Source organism: Nanhaiella sioensis, from assembly GCF_046557775.1.
GTDB classification, from domain to species: Bacteria; Bacillota; Bacilli; order Bacillales; family SM2101; genus Nanhaiella; species Nanhaiella sioensis.
The window spans coordinates 1,964,864-1,985,192 of the sequence record NZ_JBKAEG010000001.1 but is presented as its reverse complement, the minus strand read 5'-3'; the positions used below and the strand labels follow the sequence as shown (position 1 = coordinate 1,985,192).

The window sequence follows — 20,329 nt, the reverse complement described above, 5'->3', positions numbered from 1 at the left end:
AGATAAGTCAAAAAAGATAATGCGATTAACAAAGGCATACTAAATAGTAATAGATAGGATGTAATTGATAAGCTTGCCATTGATTACCCTCCTTATGTGCTATGTAAAATTATGCTACCACGGTATTGAATGCGCTTTCAATAAGCTTGAACAATATTAGGAGTATATTAACGAAATAGTAAGTATCTGGTATTAATAATGATTATATATCATCTAAATAGCGTCTTATCGACATATAAAAGCGTTTATCGTAATTTTTGGATATTTACACCAACATATAATACTGGTGTAATAAAGGGATATTTTATTGAAAGCAGGGAATCAAGTATGAACATTGATAAAAAAATCACTAACCAGTTCAACTCTTTGCTCACTCATGTGAGAAATTCCTCCAATAATGTAAATTGTACAGGTTCAAGTGTGATGGTTATTCACAAGAATAAAATGGTTTTAGAAAAATATTGGGGTAAGCATTCAAAAGCTCCGACTGCAAGACTAATTCAAGAAGATTCTCAATTTCATGTCGCATCTGTGCGAAAATGCTATATTGGTTTTGCTGTCGCGTATGCAGTCTATCACGGGTTCATAAAATCAATAGATGATGAAGTGACAAAGTACCTTCCAATGAAGACTTCAAAGTCATTACAGCACACTTTGATAAGACATTTGCTTACACATACACATGGTTTAATGGAAACTGTTAACGGGACGATCGTTAGAGAATTTCTACCGGGTGAAAATTGGGCTTATCGAAATATAGGGGTAAATTTATTAACGCAAATTGTCAAAAATACTACAGGAAAAACAGTTGCTCAAATTCTTAATGAACAAGTGTTCCGTCCTTTAGAACTAAATGAAACAGGGTGGTATGGAGAATATAATGACAAGTTAGTAGAAGTAATTAGAGATAGTGACAGACATTGGTCATCTCACAAAAGTGAAGACGGCGACAAAATGAATATGTATGTATCTACGAGAGAGCTTGCATATTGGGGGTATATTCATTTAAAGCAAGGTGAAATAAATGGGAAACAGCTAATTGATAAAGAGCTTTTGAGGTTAGCTACATCCCTTCAAAGTCCAAAATTAATACATGATGACCTTCCGCAGAACGGCTTTTTATGGTTTGTTAAAGATTTGCCCGCAAAAAAGACAGAGATTGGAGCACTTGTTCCACAAGGGTCGTATCAGATTTTAGGATACACAAATGTTGCCGTGTTGGTTATTCCTAAATATGATACTGTAGCAGTCCGTATGTTTAATAGTTTTGGTTCATCCCCTGGGAACGACTACTTAGCGGATATTAGGTCTTTCGGTGATACAGTAATGAAGTGCTTAGGTGAAGGCTAGTAAAGCTATTGTTGTGAAGCAATAATGGCAAGGAGTACTTGGGCATGATGAAAGAGGGTGAGGTATCGATATGGTGGAAACAATGAAAGATTAAAAGAGAGAAACGGTTTAGTTGAATGTTTGATAGCAGGATAGCTTAGAGGGAAATTCGATCAATAACTTATATTTTGTAAGACTGTTTACGCAGTAGGTGTTGTTTTTGTACTAATTTTCTCTGACAGAACTTATTGAATGAAAGTGCAACAAATGTAGTTCGAAAAGCTTTTTAAAGGTTTATAAGCTTTTCGACATAAGTGCTAAACACGTTCTGCATCTTTTTATCAGTCACAAATATAAGTGAAAAAACAACATAGTTTACGAAAAGAGTCTTATAAAAAACCATGTGGGGTAGGCTCTCCACATGGTAATCCTTTAACTATGCGTTTTCACTTCTTTCTCCAAATCCTATTAAATTCCCGTTACAGTCTTTGATATGGAATTCTTCCATACCGTACCAAGTTGTGTATAAGTCTTTTACAACTTCAACTTTTGTTTTGATTTCTTCGTAGAATTCTTTCACTCCCTCTATTTCTAAATAAAAGCAGGCAGATGTCCCAAATGTTATGTCTTTAAATGCAGGCACATCTTCTGCCATACTTTCTGGTGTTTGAAACATAAGCTGTATTTGATCCTTGCTCATAATGGAAAAAACATAGTCTTTATCTTCATTTATTTGATTGTCGGTATTTTGATTACGATCTACGATCATCTCGATCTGAAAACCTAAAACATCTCGATAGAATATTATGGATTGGTTAATATTTTTTACAATAAAGTTTGTTGTAAATTTTTTTAGTTTCATTAGATTTGCTCCTTTAAATTAATTTCTGATGTATCATTCTCAATGGGATTCTTTTTAGCTGAATAACGATGACACATGTTCTGTCCAAGCTGGAAAATTTCATTTCGCATAGCTTCAGGTTCTATCACATGAGCATTTAATCCGAGAGAGAAAAAGTAGTTCACAGTATAATTCCACTCTGTTGCTGGGCACATGTAATCAATTTCCCATTCGTTGTCTGTGATGTTTTTTACTAGATGTCCGATATGAGGGTCTTGCTCCAATTGTAATGCACCTTGATAAGTTAACTTTGCAATAACTCGTATAGGAGGGGCAGGTCTTGTTGTGTCCTTTCCACTAGGTTTTTGACTAGGTGTCATGTTATCTGTTGATTCAATGACTTCAATGTTGTCCATGCGATCAACTCTAAAAATGCGATCTTCTTGATGCAAATGAGAGTAGGCTTCGCAATACCAAAATCCGTGAGCAGTGTATACTCTTTTAGGGAGGATTTCGACCCAGCGGTGATGATTTTTGGATCTATATTTTATGTTCAACCACTGTGAGTTTACCGTATATTCTAGCAATGACATTAACAAAGGGGTTTTATAATTTCTATTAGGAACTTCTAATTCGACATGATTAAGAATCGGGTCTATTTGTTCCAATGTTTCATCAGGTATGATTGCTTTAATTTTATCCAGTGCTGTCCATCGTTCTTGATTAAAAGGAGTGTCTTGTATTTTGGTCATTGCACGAAGAGCGAATAGTATAGCTAACCCTTCTTTTACATCAAATTGTAGTGGTGGTAGCTGATAGCCATCCATTAAATGAAAACCTCCACTAGGACCAGTCATAGAATATAGAGGGATGCCGATTTCGGATAATGCTTGCATGTCTCGTAAGATGGTTCTTTTTGATACTTCAAATTTATCTGCTAAAGATTGTGCAGTTTCTGATTTATGCTGTAATGCAATGAGTATTGCCATCAGCCTGTCAGCCCTTTTCACATGGTGTCACCTCCTTAACAAGTATCTAAAGACATTATAACAATGAATTAGTGACACTATGTTTGTCACCAATTATAAAAAACTTGAAAGAGATTTTTTATGGGTCAAATATAAGGTTTTATAGGTCAACTTTCGCATTAATTGGGTCAGTTTTGAATATATACAGGTCAAATTCGTATATTATTAGGTCAAAATCTAATAGATATCGGACAATCTACAAAATTCTACCAAAATGTTTGTGTAACTTTGAAAGGAGATATTCTTCTTACATAGAATAGCTTTACTTAAGGGGCGATGAAATGATGTTAGAGCTAAAAAACATGATAGAAAACCTACCAGAAAATGAAGCAAAATCATTTTTGTATTTAATGTTGCGTAGAATTGAATTGGAAAAAGAACCAAGCAATGAAGAGGCACAGCATCTCATAAAATATCTTCAACAGACTATTGATGACTTTATTCGAATAAAAAGAGAACAATCTATAGATTATAAAGAGTTTGAAAAAGTACATATCGTCTTTGGTGTCTCTGCTGGAGGTAGTCTTAAAAATGGGTTGAAAAATTTAGACAAACATCATACTGAGAAGATTATCTCTTTCCGAGACACTTTCTCTGTAGGTCCATTAACGGATTTAGGGGATTCTAGCGGTGTAGGCAATAGATATCACTGGTTAGAAAATCATTTAATATTAGAAGATGGGGAAATAGAGAAAGATATTATACGCTTTAAAGATACAATACGCGAGTTGAATGCAATTCCTATACATATTCCTATCGTTATTTGGGCTGGAGAAAATGCTCATGAACAAACTGGATTAAGATTTGTTTTGCACTTGTTAAAAGATAAGCGTAACCCTATATTTTGTATAAATTCTTCCTTATCTTATATAGACTTATATAAAAATCATGAAATTAATTATAAGCCATTGCATACAGGAGAACTTGATGCTGATAAATTGTTAGATATTTATGAGAAGAATAATGAGCTTCAGCCTATTTCTAAAGAAGAACGAATACAGCTCGTAGAAGAATGGGTAGGTTTATCAACGACTCAAGAAGTACTAAGAATATGGGAACAAGGCAAAATACTTAGTGTTAATGAAGATTATTATGATGAATATATTATTAATACCGCAAAAGAATTACATCAAAAACAACAACATACTAATTTCTTGAAGTGTGCACGAGTGATAGGTCATGTAATGGGTCATTTAGAGCAATACCACGGTGATTTGTTCTTTGAATATCGAGTGAGACATTTAATCATGAATGGTGTGTTTGAGATTCAAGGTGTACCTAAAGCAATGAGGTTTTATAGTGTGAAATTACGTGAAATTTCTTAAAGGACTGTTAATAAAAAATCCAATTCCTTCGAGCGGAATTGGATTTTTTCTAGTTAACTTTAATTTGTAACGTTTGATGATGAATATCGTCTATAAAAAATAAAAGATAGGAGGCAATGAAATGACCTTTCATAGATATACGTTGTTTTCTGTTTTGATATTCACCTTTGCTTTAATAGGTTGTAGCGAATCACAAAGAAACGAACAACCCAACGCTTCGATTGTAACATTAGATGGCAGAACGATTTCAAGTGTATTAGTCACCATTACGAACAATGTGAACAAACCACAAATTTATTACACATCAGAAAATATCATTGCTATTCAAACATTTGTGGCAGCAATTAAAGGTGCAAATAGAATGCCTGGTATAGTTAATGTTAGTCATTCTGACTATGTGGTTTCATTAAATTTTGAAGATGAATCGACTGAGCAATATTTTTTATGGCTAGATTCAGATAGTGGATCTATTATGAATCGAGCAGACACACATACATTGTATACATTACCTCTCCATGCTATAGAAGAGCTAAACGAATATATTAAGTAGAATTTTTGATATCTTACCTTTATCTATAAAAGAAGGACTTATTGAAAAAAAGTAGAAAATTTATGATGGAGACTTCATTACTTGGACTCGCACAAAATTGAGAGATGATTTGCCAACCTGTTAGAGAGATAGTATCTCTTCTACAAGATCGTTTATAAAGTACATTGACCTTAAACCAACTTCAACCTTTATGATATATTTCAATAAGAGATAAAAATTTCTAATATTGTATGTGGAATAGGCTTATTTCGTAAACTATGGTTGCTACTTTTACTAAAAATGGACAATATGAATAGTTATTTTGTGAACTCAATAATTTTAAAAGTATGCCACGAGCACTAGATGTATTGCTAATAGCTATGTACGAAAAACCTATAATCTACCCATTCTTTCTCTTATGAAAATGTCTTTTTTGAAAGAGGTGCTCAATATGTTATGTTCATCTATTGGTTGGGACGGTGGTTTCATTATGGTCGATTCTGATAAATTTGAAGAGGGCGTTGAATGGTATACGCAGTATATGGGGGGGGGAATGTATCGACCAATTCCAAACTCATGTAGGAAAAAAAGCATTCTTTCGTCTTCCTATTCGTGATCATTTTGAACAAATTACATTGAAATCGTTTGAATCAAATACAGAGCATTTTCAAAAGGATGCTCAAAATGAAGGTCATGCTCGGCTAACATTCGATGTTGAAGATATTAATAAGACGCTGGATTATTTTCAAACAAACAACATTGTTGTTTCTGGTGTAATGAAATTCGCTATTGGGATAAAAACATTTGATATAAGCGCTTTTAATGGCGCGAGATTAACAGCTATACATAACCCCGAGCTTGAAGGAGAGTATCCTCATGCTAGGTTAATTAAATTTGGAACTGCAATATCTACTATTATAGGAGTTTCTAATCTTGAGTTATCAGCAAACTGGTATATAGATAATTTTGGAATGGAAATAATAACTAGCTTTCCAGATACTCGAGGGGTCCTTATGCACGCTTTTACTTCATCATGGAATGAGAAGAGAGAACGAATACCAATATTATTAGAAGAAATGATAGACAGTGATTTTGAACATTCTAACCCATCTGTAAGAGTTTATTTTGATTTAAAACAAAAGAACATGTTCTTCAACACGTATGAATTGTTTAAAGAAAGAGGAGTAATAACGTCCCAAATTGCTGGGGATCCAAATATGTGGGCTGGTTTTCATGTGTATGATCCAGATGGTAACCGCATAAATCTGTGGACGTATCAGATGAGCTAACTTTAATTGGGATGTGAATATAGATGAAGATAAACGATTTTGCACAAAAAACAGGTATACCATCTAGTACTTTACGTTTTTATGATCGGAAACAAGTTCTTGTCCCTGAAGAAAGATTAGCTAACGGATACCGTATGTATACGGAAAATCAAATTAAGCAAGCTCAGTTTATACATTCACTTCGACAGGCAGATGTTTCTATCACTGATATCCAACTATACTTAACAGCTGATCATGAAACGAAATCAAAGCTTGTTAGGGGTTGGAGAGAAAATATCGAATCAAAGCTTTCTGCATTACATATTGCACAAAAGTATTTAGGAGGCTTTCATCCCGAAAATGAAGGCATTTACTTAGTTAAATGGAATGAACCTAGAGATTTTATATGGTTTACACATACTGTTGAACGCAAAATGAACCCATTTCACGCATTTATTGAGTCTGATCGACATAAAGCTCTACAACTTGGCTTGACGATTATGCCTGAAATTTACATAAGAACACATGAAACAAATAACACTCAAATGACAGGAGAAATTGGCTTCCAAATTAAGAGTTATTATAATGAAGTAAGCGAAGAAGGAATTAATTTCGAATCTTATCCACCTACGCTTTTCACTACGATCAAGTATCCTATTCATAATGAGTATATTTGTTTTCATTATATGAAAGTTATCCAGCAGTATGGGTTTATTCCTAAGGGTCAAAAAATGGAGCGTTACGAAAGTGAGGATGCAACATATTTTCAGTTAATGATACCTGTAATGCATTCTGTCAACTAGAAGAAATGATGTGATGTAGAAAACTCATACTAAAAAAAGAAAAATAGATTTTTTAAAGCAGGTGAACAACTTGACAAGAAATGGTGATCATGTCAAAGCTGTTGTCCAAGCGGTAGAATATATGAAAAAAAACTTAGATAAAGAGATTACGACTGAAGAATTAGCGTCACTTGTAGGCTATAGCTCTTTCCATTTTTCAAGGTTTTTTAAAGAAGTGACAGGAATATCACCTCGTCATTATTTGTCTGCGCTACGCATTGAGGCGGGTAAGCAAATGCTTGTCAGACATTCCTCTCCATCTATTATCAAGACGATGATGTCCATAGGTTTTAGCAGCCTAGGAAGCTTTAGTGCAAAATTCAAACAATTTGTAGGTTTACCACCGAAGCAGTTTCAGGTAACTACAAACGACTTATATCATTTTGTTAATCAATACACAGAAGGAGAAAATTCAGTTATTCAATACTTTCATCCACCAGTTCTAACGTGTCATATAGAAGCACCAGCGCAATTTAAAGGATTCATATTTGTTGGCTTATTTCCTCGACCGATCCCTGATGAAAGACCAGCTATTGGAACTGCATTTACCCAAAAACAATCGAGTTGTATATTTTCTCAAATCCCTACTGGGACCTATTATGCTCTTGCTGCAGGTATACCGCTAAGTATGAATCCTAAAGATTATTTCTTGCTAGAACATTCTTTCCGTGGGATGTACGATGATCCGATTCACGTTACAGGTACTACAGATAAGGAGATACACATTAAGTTAAGGAGCCCTTTGCCGTTCGATCCACCGATCTTAATCAACTTACCACAATTATTATTAGAACAGGTACAAAAGGTGCGGAAAAAATGACTGTAATCACTTGAAAAGGATGTGCATATCAACACGTTTATTCATAGACTTTATCTACTTATGATGAGGGGGGCATACTCCATCACCCTCTACTGCACAAGATAAAGAATACCTTGTCTGTAGTTACAATAAAAAGCAAACTAGGAGAAATTTTAGCTCTGTATTATTGTTAAAATAAGGATGTGAACAATAAGGAGGTCATGTTATGTTAAATAAAGTATGTGTCATTACGGTTAAAGTAGACAATATGCAAGAAGCAATTCACTTTTATACAAAGATGTTGGACTTTAAAGTGTCTGAGCATTATGGTGACAAAATAGTTAGTTTAGTACAAGATGAAGTACCGATTGTTCTAGAGGAAACAGGGATGAAAAATACCGCATCAAACCAAAATGTGCTATTTGGTATTATATCAGAGGATCTTGATAACGATTTGACGGAGTTAAAGTCCAAAGGGGTAAGGCTCCTATTCAGTGAACCTAAACCATGCCCGCCGGGTCGTTACCTTGTCATAGAGGATCCAGCAGGAAATCAAATTGAACTTGTTGAGTTTTCAAACTTTAATTGATTATATTTGTGCATTCAGAAAGGTCAAGGAATTTTGTTTTCCATGAGCTTCACAATTCAACCTTTTTATTTTCCTGAAGCAAGTGTACGTTATGATTAGAAAAACAACAATCTATGCGAAGACAGGCTAAACTAAATTCAATGGTGCTTGAGGGTATAGTATTACATGAAATTCTCGCAATCAATAAAATAAATTCCATATTTATAAGGAGAGGGTTTTGTTGAAAACATCTACAGGAAAAAGTATCTTGAAAAAGGATGTTCTTATTAATGCTTCATTAAATCTTGTGTGGCATGCATGGACGAATTCCGATAGAGTTTCTAAATGGTTTGCACCAATAACCGTTGTTGAACCTAAGGAAGGTGGGGCATTTGAGTTATATTTTGACCCTGAAAATGTTGAAGGTATGAATACGAAAGGTTGCAGAATAAAAAGGTTTGTTCCAACAAAGCAATTAGAATTCACTTGGAAAGGTCCTGATCAGTTTGCTTCCATTATGAACAACCAAGATGATCTTACACTTGTAAATGTTCTTTTTGAAGAAGAGGAAGAAAAAACTAAGGTTACACTTGAGCATTTTGGATGGGGATTCGGAGCAGCTTGGGAAGAAGCATTTAAATGGCATGAGGTGGCATGGCATGGGGCACTCGTAAGTCTGAAATCTGCATTAGAGAAGGGTGAAGGCGAACTTTGTTGTCAGCCAGAATAAGCGTATATAAATAGTAAAGTATGATCTTGCTAGTCTTCTTTTATAATCATTTGAATGTTACATAATATAAGAAAAGATGCAATTTGGAATATTATAGCGAATGATTAGATAGAAGGGGATTTAACTTCGGCATTAATTTTCTTTACTACGTTAGAGATTTACGAACGAAATTAAGATTAGGTGATGACATTGTATAGAGTAATTCATAATGTACCTGTAAGAGCGTTGCCTCATAAGCTATTTGGCTTATGAGACAGCACCTTAAATGTCCCAACATTATTTGCTATTGTTAATGAACTCTACTACAACACCGTTACCTCTTAATATATGGTTGATCATTTGACCGTTGTGGATATAAACCCTATCACGGAATTCATTTACATCACCATTGCTATATTTAAATTCTATCACTCTTTTTCCATTTTCTTTCAAAATTAAATTAGCAGTTTCAACATCTTCCCATTTGTATAGTTTCTCTTTTGTAGAGGTGGTTTGATTGACTACGATACCATCATTTGTCATATAAAGATAATCATTCATACCAAAGAAGATCAAGATTGCAGATATAACAGTTACAATCAGCATCATACTGTTTGTAATAAGCTTCTTCACCTTTTTACTTGATAAAAAAACATAAAGCATCAAGGCTAGCCCTATAAGGCCTAAAGCTATTCCGGTTAGAAAGTATGCTGATAGGTTCGGCGCAAAATACCATGAATATTCCAAACCTTCAACAAACAATGATTGAAAAATCCGAATAATGAAAAAAGGAGCTAGCCAGCAAGATAATAATAAAATGACTCCTATTGAAAATAGTATAGTGTGTTTAGATGAATACATATTATCCCCCTTTTCAAAGCTATAAAAAATTTACCATTTTTCTACTATTTTTGCAATATAGTAGTGAAATTCATAATGAGAAAAGTAGAAAGCAAGGACGAACTATTTACTATCATTTTCATTACTGACTCCGATTGCTACTTCATGTTTCTTTAAAATTTCATTAATAATCTTCATATTATTTTTGTAAACTGTATCCTGAAGCTCAAGCTCTACTCCGTTCGTGTATGTAAGCTTAATAACCTTATGACCATTACCAATGCCAATAAAAGAAGCAGCTTCAATATCCTCCCATCTATATAACTCTTCTTTTAATGAAAATTTATCATTTAATAATACCCCATCAGTCGTCATATATAAGTAACTATGCAAACTAAAGTACATTAAAATGATTGAGGCAGTAGTAAAGATAACTAGTACTGTTCTTGCAACTATCTTATTGACTAATTTACTTACTAAAAAGACATAAATGAGTAGCCCCACTCCAATCAGTACAAATCCTATGACTAGCATGATGTACCCTGAAGTAAGAGGAGTAAAATACCAAGAATAGTTTAAATTGTCAGCAACACCAAATAACCTTTGGAAAAAATAAAGATAAACAGGAGCGATTATACTAGATAAAGTGAACATCAACCCTATTGCAAACATCAAATTGTGCCTTTCCGAAAACATACTATCCCTCCAATTTGTAGTAATTACGTTGAAATATAGGTTATTAAACAACCATATGATTATAAATATTATGTATTGCTGATTATTTTTACGGAACTAAATAGAAAAAGTTACATAATATTAAAAAAATTACAATATTTTTAACAAAATAAAAGAGCAATAGTATATTCACCAATAGTCTGTGCTGAGTGACATTATCCGTATACAATAATATTCCATAGCATCTTTTCGTTTAAACAAACATTGATTGTTGCTTTCGATCTAATATATAAACACATATAAACATAGCGTTTATGGCATTTTTTCTACTTTTATAATTAATGATCATTCATACAAAAACATTTTATTGTAAATTTTTCAGATAAAAATAACCAAAACAAAACAATGGGCAGCTGTTCTAATTTGAGAAAAAAGCAGCAAGTTAAGAACTTAAATAAAATCAAAATTAAAGAGATAGCTGTATTGAAATAACCTTATTGTTATGTTAAAATAAACCAATTTGTGTAAAGGGGGAATTCAATTGAACTTATATTATAGTAATCGTGCTCAAGAGTATGAAAGGGTATATTATAGAAATGATGAAGTACGGCAGAAGGAGCAAGCGGCGATTCGTGAATCGATGAGTACACTATTTGTAAACAAACATGTGCTAGAAGTTGCGTGTGGAACGGGTTATTGGACGCAGTTTGTTGCTCATGATGCATCCCATATTACTGCTATTGACTTTTCCGATGAAGTATTAGAGATAGCAGTAGAAAAAAATCTACCATCTAATAAAGTTCTGTTTCAGCAGGCAAATGCGTACGAGTTGAATAAAGTTCAAGGAAATTTTAATGCGAGTTTTGCTAACTTTTGGTTCTCTCATATTCCTAAAAATCAGATTGAAAAATTCTTAAAGCAACTTCATGCACGAGTTGGTACAGGGGCACAAATTTTTATGGCAGATAATGTGTATATTGAATCGATTGGTGGATCCTTAATTGAAAAAGCAGGTAGTAAAGATACATATAAATTAAGAACATTAGAAAACGGTTCACAATATGAAGTAATTAAGAATTATTATAACGAAGCTGAATTGCGTGAAATTTTTACACCTTATGCTAGAAATTTAGACATAACGATTGGTCAATGTTTTTGGTGGATATCTTATCTAGTAAAATAACACGTAGTTACTAATATATAGACACTCAATTAAGGGAGTCAGTTGAGGTGAGGTTATGAATCTATTTTGTGAAAGTGCCTTTAGGCAAATAAATGTTCTTGCTCAATCAATATGTGACATAATTGACAAGCTAGAGGATAATAATTTAGCAAGAAGACCTACTGAAAATAAACATTCAATCGGTGAACTACTGAAACATATCGCAATGATTTGTGAGGCTGATTTACATATTTCAGATGAAAAGAAGATAGAAGAAATGGAAAGTTATTATTCATCAAAAGTAATTAGTAGTAAAGAGGAAATTAAACAGGAGTTAATGAATAACGTTCAGTTATTGCAAGAAAGGTACGCATTTTATAGTGAGAAAGAATTAATGCAGATGACTACTTCATACTGGGGAGTTACATATACCCGTTTTGATTGGTTATTAGAAATTGTCGCTCACCTATATCACCATAGAGGACAACTACATGCGATATTAGTTCATTATTACAAACAAGATCCAAATATTAATTTGTTTGAATAAATTGTTTTTTAGGCACCTTGTGTGCTTTTTTTATTATCGGTCCCAAAAACTATTTGAAAACTTTATTTGTTCATTAGAGAGTATTGGTCAAATGCTGGTTGGCTTGGTCAGATAAATGAAAGTGGTAAAGAGTTTGTACCGTTTGCACACACTGATTTTGCCTTTTTAGATGTAGCATAGGAGTTTGGGTGGATAATTGCTATTATACTAGGATTATACTTTCGTTCTTGATTTCAAGAATGGTCGCTGTTTACGATAAAATATCGGACAAATTTGGAAGAATGCTAGTCGTGGGTGACATTTCTATCTTTACTGTTCAAGCTGTCTATAATATTTCTATGGTGCTAGTTTTTTTACCTTTAACTAGTATCCCATTGCCATTTATAAGCTATGGTTTAATGCCCACTGTACTAAATACAACGGTTGTAGGTATTGTACTGAGTGTGTATCGAAGGAAAGATTTAATCTTTGTAACAGCGACATTGAAGTAAATTTAGTAAACCAATCAATAAGGAATTTTTATTTTTAATTGTAAAAAAATATTTGTTCAAAAGTTTAAGGAAACAGTGATTATGATACGAAATTACTATTAATATAGAAGGAAGCCGTTGAGCTACTTTACGCTCTCCGGCCGTTATTCTGATTCAATTAATTGTAAACGTTTAAGGATCGCCCTTTTTCTATACATCATTACTCCTGCCTCAGCTATATCATTTACTGCAGAGCGGTTAATAAATGCACCAATTAACAGTCCAGCAATTGGTATTATTTGAAAAAGTTTTTTCCAGCCAATTTGATCCCGATAGGAAAATACGACCTCTCTCCACCCTTGAAGCTCTGCTGCAACCTCTCTTTTTGACTCATTTTGATCGGACTCGAACATGGTAAGCTGCTGTAATATTGCCTTTTTACCAACAATATCAGAGGAAATGAATTGTAATACTTTCACGATGAAAATTCTTTCATTTTTATCTGTTGGGTCAAATCCATAACAAATAGCTATGTCTTGAAGAGTTTTCAGTTGGATGCCGAGTAAAATGGGTATATCAATAGTAAGAGTGAAAATACCTCCAACTCCAGTGCTTGCCCCTTGGAAGGTGGCCACTTTTTTGCGATTTAAAGATAGCTTGGCAGCAGCTTCATCCATGCTAGCAATTGGCAGATTATCTACATCTTTTAAAGTGTTGATTTGTTGATTTGGATAGTAATTTTTCACGGCAGAAATGGAGCTCAAATATCTGCCTCCTGACTGGATGTATGTGCCTAGTTCATCAAGGATTACGCCAACTTTGTTTTGTATGAACTTTGGAGTGAATCTGTCAATCAGTTTGAAAGGAAGCCGTCCGAGCTTTTCCCAAAACCATAAGTCGCTCTGGTCTTTTTCCCAATCCTGACAATTCTTTAACTCATTTTTTAAATGCTCTATCGTTTCGTTCATTATTAGCGCCCTTTCATAGAATGTGGTAGTAGAAATACGTATTAAAATAATAAAGGTTTCACAAATATTAATAATATCTTTGTGAATATAGTGATAACATAAACATTTCCACTTTTGGAGCGACTATATGAGGAATAGGTGGAAGATATAAATTCCACCTGATAGAACTAGTTGTAAATACAAAGTCTATGTGCAATACACTGCTGTTTAGACTAGCTTTCGAAAAGAATGAAAATAAAGCCTTATAAACATAATTAGGATAATTAGTGTTGAGAAAACAAATAAAATTCTTACTGAAAACCACTATGCCCACAAACCTGCAATGAATAAACCAAGAGGTAGTGTAAGTTTCATAAGCATTGATGACGTTCCTGAAACACGACCTAATAGGTGATTAGGTGTAAATTCTTGTCGGATTGTAAAATATACAATATTACTCATTGTAATTGCAAACGTGCGGATGGCTAGTGAAATTCCAATTGCCCACCATGTTGGAGCAACTATAAGTGCCCCCATTGCACATGCATCAATGAGTAAACAAAATGTAAAAATGTTTCCTCTTCCAAATTGTTTACGAATGTGGTTAATAATCGCAGCACCTAGTAACCCTCCAATAGCAGAAATGCTAAACATTAACCCGACTTGAGCAGATGTAGCTCCTAGTTGATATTTTACATAAAAAATAAGTACCCCTGTTATAAGACTCGCTGCGAAATTTACAAATAGTATGGTAATCGTTGGTGTTAATAACGTCTTATTAAAGAACAGTTCATCAATACCTTCTTTTATATCACGTAACATTGAATTATGCGGTTTTGTAGTGTGGTTATCTGCAGGCAAACGGATGAACTGTACACAAATGTATAGTATGAATAAACATACCATGTATACCATCAAAGTTGAGGTGTAAGAAAATACTAGTAGAGCAGCACCTGCTAATCCAGGACCGATCATTTGGATAAAAGTATTAACGAAAGTCATTTGTGCATTTGCAGAAGTTAATTGTTCCTTTGTAACAATTTGTGGTAAAACTGAATGGTTAGCATTTCCAAATGTATATCCTGCCGAAGAAAGAATAAATCCTAGTATGTATAAATGCCAGATGGCCAACTGATCGGTCATGAGTAGTAAGATAATTCCAGTGATTGATGCAACTTGTATAAAACTCGTCCAGGCCATCATTTTTTTGCGATTAAATCGATCTACAAACACGCCCACAATCATCCCAATAAAAATATTTGGGAAAAACTCTATCGCACGCATAGTACTCATCGCTAGTGCTGATTGACTTATATCATAAATGAGCAATGGGATTGTAATAATATACATTTGCATGCCGAAATTTGAAATCATTGAACCAAACCAAATAAGTAGAAAATTTTTATTTCTCCATAATGTAAATGGTGCGCTCCGCTGTTGTGCGGTTTGAACAGCCATTCATATCCCCCTTATCGTTTAATAGTAGTTGAGGGGTTCGACCCCTTTCTTACGCAGTGCTGTTGTCCTCTTTTTTAAACACGCATTAGTAGTGTAAAATATAAAAAGGTGAATAAAAAGTGAGATGTTTACATTAAACTGTTCACCTTTTATTGGGGGAAAAGATGAAATACTTTGATTATTTAATAAAACTTACTGAACACTTTAAACCTGGAGTTGGGAATGAAACAACCATCTTTGACATATCTGAGCTTTTAACTTGTTCAGAACGTCATGTGAAAACGATTGTTCAGTATTTAAATGACGAAGGTTACATTAAATGGAAAGTCCAGAGAGGGAGAGGAAAGAAGCCAACAATTACGATTATTTATTCTAAGGAGCAGCTTTGTCTTAATTACGCAAAACAAAAAATTCAACAAGGTCAATATCAACAAGCCTTTCGTATTGTGGAAAGTTTAGGTGATTCTTCACGAACTGATATCCAAGAGTGGTTTATAAAGCATGTAGGCTTTTCACGACTACAAAAAAGAAATAAAGCTGGTGAAAATCTAGATATTCTGACATACCCTTTTTATGAAACGGATTTATCGATGGATCCACTACATATTCAATCCCGTCACGATTCCCATATGGTACAACAAATTTTTGATAGGCTGGTAGAATATGATCCAAATACATGTCAACTAATGCCAAGTATTGCCCATAGCTGGGAAAGTGTTGATGGAAAGCTATGGACCTTTTATTTACACAAAGGGATAAAGTTTCATCATGGTAGAGCGTTAACAAGTGAGGATGTAAAATTAACTTTTAGTAGGTACCCGAAAGAGGATATCCTTATGGCTAACATGGAATGGATAGAAATAATTGACAAGGATGTTATCCAGTTTCAATTAAAGAATGTTGATTATTTATTTCCGCGTCATTTATCGGGAATGAGATTCTCCATTGTACCTCTAGAAGTGGTTAAAAATAATCATGAGAACTTCCGTCGATTTCCGATCGGAAGCGGACCTTATAAAATTACGCAACACAATGAAAATAACATTCGGTTAGAGGTATTTGCTAAATATTTTGGAGTTAGGCCGTGGTTAGATAGAATAGAAATTATTAAAACACCAACGCCATTTAAAGGGGAAGAGGGAATTCAGTTACTATTACATTCTTTAGACGAATCATGGGAGCAAGTAAAAATGCTAGAAAAAGGAGCAACCTTTATTGCATTTAACTGTAAGAAAAATGGACCATTGAGAGATCAAGATTTTCGTGAGGTAATCAGTAGCTCGTTAAATCAGCAGGATTATTTAGCCGAAAAAGAAAATAGACGAGCTGCGTGTAGTTTTGTAACTGATCGGTCTATTGAAAACAGTGTTACTGGTGTTAAGAATTGTAGCATGGTAAGTGATACAGAAATAATACTGAAGATTGGAGTGCAGCAAATTCGAGATGGAGTAAACTTTGAAGAGGAAGCCAAGATCCTACAAAAGCAATTACTTAAAGTAAATATCACTTCACATATTGAACTAGTAGATTTTCATTGTTTTAGCGGATATGAAGAGTTTCAAGATTTTGATCTATTTGTCGGAGGGATTGCACTTGCAGATGACCAGCTATTATCAGTAATTACTGCACTTCAATCACAAGTCATAAATATTTATCACTTTCTAAATCAACCAATGAGACAATACGTTGACCGACAGGTTTCCTACATAAAACAATTAACAGATGAAACTGCCCGATGGAAAACGTACTTTCAAACAGAAGAGTATTTGAAAGGAAACTACGCTATCTATTTTTTATATCATCGTTATCATACAGTGTACAAGTCTAAAAACAGCCGATATGTAAATTTAGAACTCGATAGTAACGGAAGAGTCGATTATCGGAAGGTATGGAAGAGAACTGGTCAACTTGGGAATCCAACATAGGTCATGGTACTACATAATTTAAGTTATATTTTATTCAAAGGGGAATAACATTGATTCGAAGTTATAAGCTTGAAGATATCAATTATATTATTAGTACTCATTACGAGATTTATCATAAGGAATTCCATTATGATGAATCATTTAAAGAATTTATTCAGAAAAAAGTTTGGGATATCGTCAATAGATCCCATGTTAGAGAAAATATATGGGTAGTAGAAAAAGAGGGAGATCTGAAAGGTTCAGTTTGTATTAATCAGTTTGATAGCGAAATTGCTCAGCTAGGTTTATTTCTTATAGACCCCCTTTCAAGAGGTTTAGGTATAGGTAGTCAACTAATAAAGACAGCCATCACATTCTCTACAGAAAAAAAGTATAAGAAAATAATTTTGTGGACAAATAGTGACTTAATAGCTGCAAGAAATCTATATAAAAAGTTTGGATTTGAAATAGTAGAAACACAAGAAGTTTTTTTATCTAACATTGCTATGGTTGAGGAACGTTGGGAGCTAATACTGAATAGTGAGGGGGAGAGAAAAGGTGAAAATTAGAAAAGCAGTTTTAAAAGATGTAAAGTCTATTGCAAAAGTACATGTAGACAGTTGGAAGACTACATACAAGCATATTGTACCAGACGAGTATTTAAACAAGTTATCCTACAAAAGTCGGGAACAACTATGGGAAGAGATTGTCCCAAGTAGAAATGTATATGTAGCGGAAAATAATCAAGGTCAAATTGTTGGCTTTGCAAATGGTGGAAGGGAAAGGTCAAGACAGTATGATGGCTACGAGGGAGAGTTATATGCCATCTATCTGTTACAAGAATATCAAGGATGTGGCATAGGGAAACAACTTATAATGCCAATTATCGAACATCTAAAACAATTAAAGATACATAGTATGGTTGTGTTCGTCTTGGAAGATAATAGCGCGTGTCAATTCTATGAAGCTCTTGGTGGTAAAAAAATGGACTCGTTGGAAATTGTAATAGCCGGGAAGAAGCTGAATGAAGTCGTTTATGGTTGGAGTGACATAAGTTATATTCTCTCATAGATTTTATGTCGAGTTAGGCGCGCTTCAATCAGCTGAGCGAGCTGTGTCTGATATGAACGAGATTTAGAAGTCAGTTATTATATTATCAATCCTAAAAAGTACAGTCAAAGATGGCTGTGCTTTTTTAAAAGGTAAGAAAATATAGAAATAATTTTTTGTTCTTTCACTGTATGAGAACTCTATGTCCAGCTTCAGCGTCTATCTCTTTGAGGTCACTTCGCAAATTTACCCGAAGGCATTTGGGCTGTTTAAATTTAATAATGCGATTATGACCAGTTATTATGCAAAAACAACCGATTATCGAAATTCCATTTACAGGATGATGGATAGTTTTTATAGTTATATTGAGTGAAAGGGATGTGGTGAAATGAAATTGGAAGTTTCGATAGATCCATCTTATAAAGAGCCGAAAGTCATTATCCTAACTGACAAAATGACAGATGAAATAGCTGATATTATGAAGCGACTTTCAGAAACAAAATTGGATTCATTAGCTGTATTTTCTGATAAGGGGGTTGAAGTTATTGAATGCCAAGACATTATCAGAGTTTATGCAGAGAAACAAAGGGTATTTCTCCAAACTGAAGCTGGCATCTATATTGTTCGTTCAAGGATATATGAACTAGAGGATATGCTAGATAGTAAGATTTTCGTACGCATCTCAAATTCAGAGATTGTTAACATAAAAATGATAATGAATATGGATATTAGCATGACTGGAACAATTGGTGTGTTATTAAAAGGCGATATCAAAACATATGCTTCGCGACGCTACGTATCAAAAATTAAGAAAAGGTTCGGAATATGAGGTGAACACAAAGTGAAAAAAATACTTAGTAGAATTGTTGGTGGTTTTGTCATTGGTGTAGTAATTGGACAAATCGTACAGGTTACAATTTCTTTCAAACTAGGCCATGGAGAATATATCCCGGTTTTGGACCATTTTAGCTCCTACTTTAATAAGGAGATAGTAGCTGTCATCTTGCAAATACTGTTAACAGGTATTATCGGTGTAGCATTTGCAATAAGTTCACTCATCTTTGACATAGCCAAGTGGAGTTTACTTAAACAGTATATCGTACACTTTTGTATCACAGCACTAGTATGGGTACCAATAGTAATGCTCATTTGGACACCAAGAACAACCTTAAGCACAATGATTTTCTTAATAAACTTTTTAGGGACATATGTTATTACTTGGGTTATTCAATACGTCATTTCGAAAAAGGATATTAAACAAATTAATGCTGCAATTCAATTAAAGCAGTTAGAAAAGGAGGGAAATGATTAAATGTCCATTCAAATAAAAAATCTATCGAAAATATTTAAGGATGTTGCTGCAGTCGACAATCTTTCTTTAACAATTAAGGAAGGGGAGTTTTTTGCACTGTTAGGACAAAATGCTGCTGGGAAAACAACAACGATCAAAATGCTAAGTTGCTTAAGTACTCCAACGAGTGGTGATGCACTAATGTTTAAAGATAGTATTGTCAAAAACTCTACAGCAGTGAAACAAAAAATCAACATTTCACCGCAAGAAACTGCAGTAGCCCCAAATTTATCAATAAAGGAAAATTTAGAATTTATTGCGCAAATCTATGGCAGCGATAAAAAAGAGGCTGAACAAAAAACTGTGGAATTAATGAAGAAATTTGGACTTTTGGAGCGAGCAAGAAATAGAGCAAAAACATTATCAGGCGGGTTACAACGTCGATTAAGTATTGCAATGGCACTCATTACAAATCCGCAAATTATCTTTTTAGATGAGCCGACACTTGGACTTGATGTTCGTTCTAGACGTGACCTGTGGAATCTTTTACTAGACTTAAAAGGAAAAATTACAATTGTGTTAACGACGCATTATCTCGAAGAAGTAGAAGCACTTGCTGACCGTGTAGGCATTATGCATGGAGGAGTGTTGCATGAAGTTGGAACGATCGAGGAGCTACAAGAAAAAACAAAGCAATCTACTTTAGAAGATATTTTCCTTACACTTACTTTAGAGGGGGTATAAAGA

General features: G+C 34.0%; 23 protein-coding genes. 17 read left to right on the top strand and 6 right to left on the bottom strand.

Going from position 1 to position 20,329, the window contains the following annotated elements:
* Positions 1 to 327: 327 nt before the first annotated feature.
* Positions 328 to 1,350 (top strand): serine hydrolase domain-containing protein, encoded by a 1,023-nt coding sequence (locus V1503_RS09280; protein WP_410626499.1) that lies wholly within the window; start codon positions 328 to 330, stop codon positions 1,348 to 1,350.
* 415 nt (positions 1,351 to 1,765) lie between these two features.
* On the opposite strand, the gene V1503_RS09275 is transcribed toward V1503_RS09280, so the two are convergent.
* Both V1503_RS09275 and V1503_RS09270 read right to left on the bottom strand, forming a co-directional pair.
* Positions 1,766 to 2,191 (bottom strand): VOC family protein, encoded by a 426-nt coding sequence (locus tag V1503_RS09275; RefSeq protein WP_410626497.1) that lies wholly within the window; start codon positions 2,189 to 2,191, stop codon positions 1,766 to 1,768.
* Entirely contained in the window at positions 2,191 to 3,180 is a 990-nt protein-coding gene (locus V1503_RS09270; RefSeq protein ID WP_410626495.1) for a helix-turn-helix transcriptional regulator, read from the bottom strand. Before V1503_RS09270 ends, V1503_RS09275 begins: the two co-directional genes overlap by 1 nt.
* A 299-nt stretch (positions 3,181 to 3,479) precedes the next feature.
* Here V1503_RS09270 and V1503_RS09265 point away from each other — a divergent pair, with 299 nt between their 5' ends.
* From V1503_RS09265 to V1503_RS09235, 7 genes are all read left to right on the top strand, one after another.
* The gene (locus V1503_RS09265) at positions 3,480 to 4,523 is read left to right on the top strand and encodes a DUF1835 domain-containing protein (protein ID WP_410626493.1); all 1,044 of its coding nucleotides are present in this window, start codon (positions 3,480 to 3,482) and stop codon (positions 4,521 to 4,523) included.
* A gap of 121 nt (positions 4,524 to 4,644) precedes the next feature.
* The gene (locus tag V1503_RS09260; protein WP_410626491.1) at positions 4,645 to 5,073 is read left to right on the top strand and encodes a YhfM domain-containing protein; all 429 of its coding nucleotides are present in this window, start codon (positions 4,645 to 4,647) and stop codon (positions 5,071 to 5,073) included.
* Between the two features lie 500 nt (positions 5,074 to 5,573).
* The gene (locus V1503_RS09255; RefSeq protein WP_410626489.1) at positions 5,574 to 6,341 is read left to right on the top strand and encodes a VOC family protein; all 768 of its coding nucleotides are present in this window, start codon (positions 5,574 to 5,576) and stop codon (positions 6,339 to 6,341) included.
* A 23-nt stretch (positions 6,342 to 6,364) separates the two neighbouring features.
* On the top strand, positions 6,365 to 7,123 hold the full coding sequence (locus V1503_RS09250; protein WP_410626487.1) for a helix-turn-helix domain-containing protein: 759 nt from the start codon (positions 6,365 to 6,367) through the stop codon (positions 7,121 to 7,123).
* A 61-nt stretch (positions 7,124 to 7,184) separates the two neighbouring features.
* A complete protein-coding gene (locus V1503_RS09245; RefSeq protein ID WP_410626485.1) occupies positions 7,185 to 7,982 on the top strand; it encodes a helix-turn-helix domain-containing protein in 798 nt (265 codons plus the stop codon).
* Between the two features lie 205 nt (positions 7,983 to 8,187).
* On the top strand, positions 8,188 to 8,550 hold the full coding sequence (locus V1503_RS09240; RefSeq protein ID WP_410626483.1) for a VOC family protein: 363 nt from the start codon (positions 8,188 to 8,190) through the stop codon (positions 8,548 to 8,550).
* 220 nt (positions 8,551 to 8,770) lie between these two features.
* A complete protein-coding gene (locus V1503_RS09235) occupies positions 8,771 to 9,259 on the top strand; it encodes an SRPBCC family protein (RefSeq protein WP_410626481.1) in 489 nt (162 codons plus the stop codon).
* 276 nt (positions 9,260 to 9,535) lie between these two features.
* Here V1503_RS09235 and V1503_RS09230 read toward each other — a convergent pair whose 3' ends face one another.
* Together V1503_RS09230 and V1503_RS09225 are read right to left on the bottom strand one after the other, a co-directional pair.
* On the bottom strand, positions 9,536 to 10,099 hold the full coding sequence (locus tag V1503_RS09230; RefSeq protein WP_410626479.1) for a hypothetical protein: 564 nt from the start codon (positions 10,097 to 10,099) through the stop codon (positions 9,536 to 9,538).
* 102 nt (positions 10,100 to 10,201) lie between these two features.
* Positions 10,202 to 10,774 carry a hypothetical protein gene (locus V1503_RS09225; RefSeq protein ID WP_410626477.1) on the bottom strand — a complete coding sequence of 191 codons (573 nt, stop codon included), beginning with the start codon at positions 10,772 to 10,774 and terminating at the stop codon, positions 10,202 to 10,204.
* Positions 10,775 to 11,294: 520 nt separating this feature from the next.
* Here V1503_RS09225 and V1503_RS09220 point away from each other — a divergent pair.
* The 3 genes from V1503_RS09220 (at position 11,295) to V1503_RS09210 (ending at position 12,953) form a co-directional block, all read left to right on the top strand.
* A complete protein-coding gene (locus V1503_RS09220; protein ID WP_410626475.1) occupies positions 11,295 to 11,936 on the top strand; it encodes a class I SAM-dependent methyltransferase in 642 nt (213 codons plus the stop codon).
* 55 nt (positions 11,937 to 11,991) lie between these two features.
* Positions 11,992 to 12,462: a DinB family protein gene (locus V1503_RS09215; protein WP_410626473.1), complete on the top strand. Its 471-nt coding sequence runs from the start codon at positions 11,992 to 11,994 to the stop codon at positions 12,460 to 12,462.
* Between the two features lie 188 nt (positions 12,463 to 12,650).
* Entirely contained in the window at positions 12,651 to 12,953 is a 303-nt protein-coding gene (locus V1503_RS09210) for an FtsW/RodA/SpoVE family cell cycle protein (protein ID WP_410626471.1), read from the top strand.
* Between the two features lie 143 nt (positions 12,954 to 13,096).
* On the opposite strand, the gene V1503_RS09205 is transcribed toward V1503_RS09210, so the two are convergent.
* Together V1503_RS09205 and V1503_RS09200 are read right to left on the bottom strand one after the other, a co-directional pair.
* Positions 13,097 to 13,900, bottom strand: coding sequence for an EcsC family protein (locus tag V1503_RS09205; RefSeq protein ID WP_410626469.1), 804 nt, complete (start codon positions 13,898 to 13,900; stop codon positions 13,097 to 13,099).
* A 303-nt stretch (positions 13,901 to 14,203) separates the two neighbouring features.
* Positions 14,204 to 15,337, bottom strand: coding sequence for an MFS transporter (locus tag V1503_RS09200; protein WP_410626467.1), 1,134 nt, complete (start codon positions 15,335 to 15,337; stop codon positions 14,204 to 14,206).
* A gap of 164 nt (positions 15,338 to 15,501) precedes the next feature.
* Between V1503_RS09200 and V1503_RS09195 the strand changes: the two genes are divergently transcribed.
* The 6 genes from V1503_RS09195 to V1503_RS09170 all read left to right on the top strand — a co-directional run bounded on the left by V1503_RS09195 (position 15,502) and on the right by V1503_RS09170 (position 20,326).
* Positions 15,502 to 17,262, top strand: coding sequence for an ABC transporter substrate-binding protein (locus V1503_RS09195; protein WP_410626465.1), 1,761 nt, complete (start codon positions 15,502 to 15,504; stop codon positions 17,260 to 17,262).
* Between the two features lie 50 nt (positions 17,263 to 17,312).
* Positions 17,313 to 17,810, top strand: a complete 498-nt coding sequence (locus V1503_RS09190; RefSeq protein ID WP_410626463.1) for a GNAT family N-acetyltransferase — start codon at positions 17,313 to 17,315, stop codon at positions 17,808 to 17,810.
* Positions 17,800 to 18,312, top strand: a complete 513-nt coding sequence (locus tag V1503_RS09185) for a GNAT family N-acetyltransferase (RefSeq protein WP_410626461.1) — start codon at positions 17,800 to 17,802, stop codon at positions 18,310 to 18,312. Before V1503_RS09190 ends, V1503_RS09185 begins: the two co-directional genes overlap by 11 nt.
* Before the next feature lie 367 nt (positions 18,313 to 18,679).
* Entirely contained in the window at positions 18,680 to 19,120 is a 441-nt protein-coding gene (locus V1503_RS09180; protein ID WP_410626459.1) for a LytTR family DNA-binding domain-containing protein, read from the top strand.
* 12 nt (positions 19,121 to 19,132) lie between these two features.
* Positions 19,133 to 19,603: a DUF3021 domain-containing protein gene (locus tag V1503_RS09175; RefSeq protein ID WP_410626457.1), complete on the top strand. Its 471-nt coding sequence runs from the start codon at positions 19,133 to 19,135 to the stop codon at positions 19,601 to 19,603.
* Positions 19,604 to 20,326 (top strand): ABC transporter ATP-binding protein, encoded by a 723-nt coding sequence (locus V1503_RS09170; RefSeq protein ID WP_410626455.1) that lies wholly within the window; start codon positions 19,604 to 19,606, stop codon positions 20,324 to 20,326.
* The last annotated feature ends 3 nt before the right edge of the window (positions 20,327 to 20,329 follow it).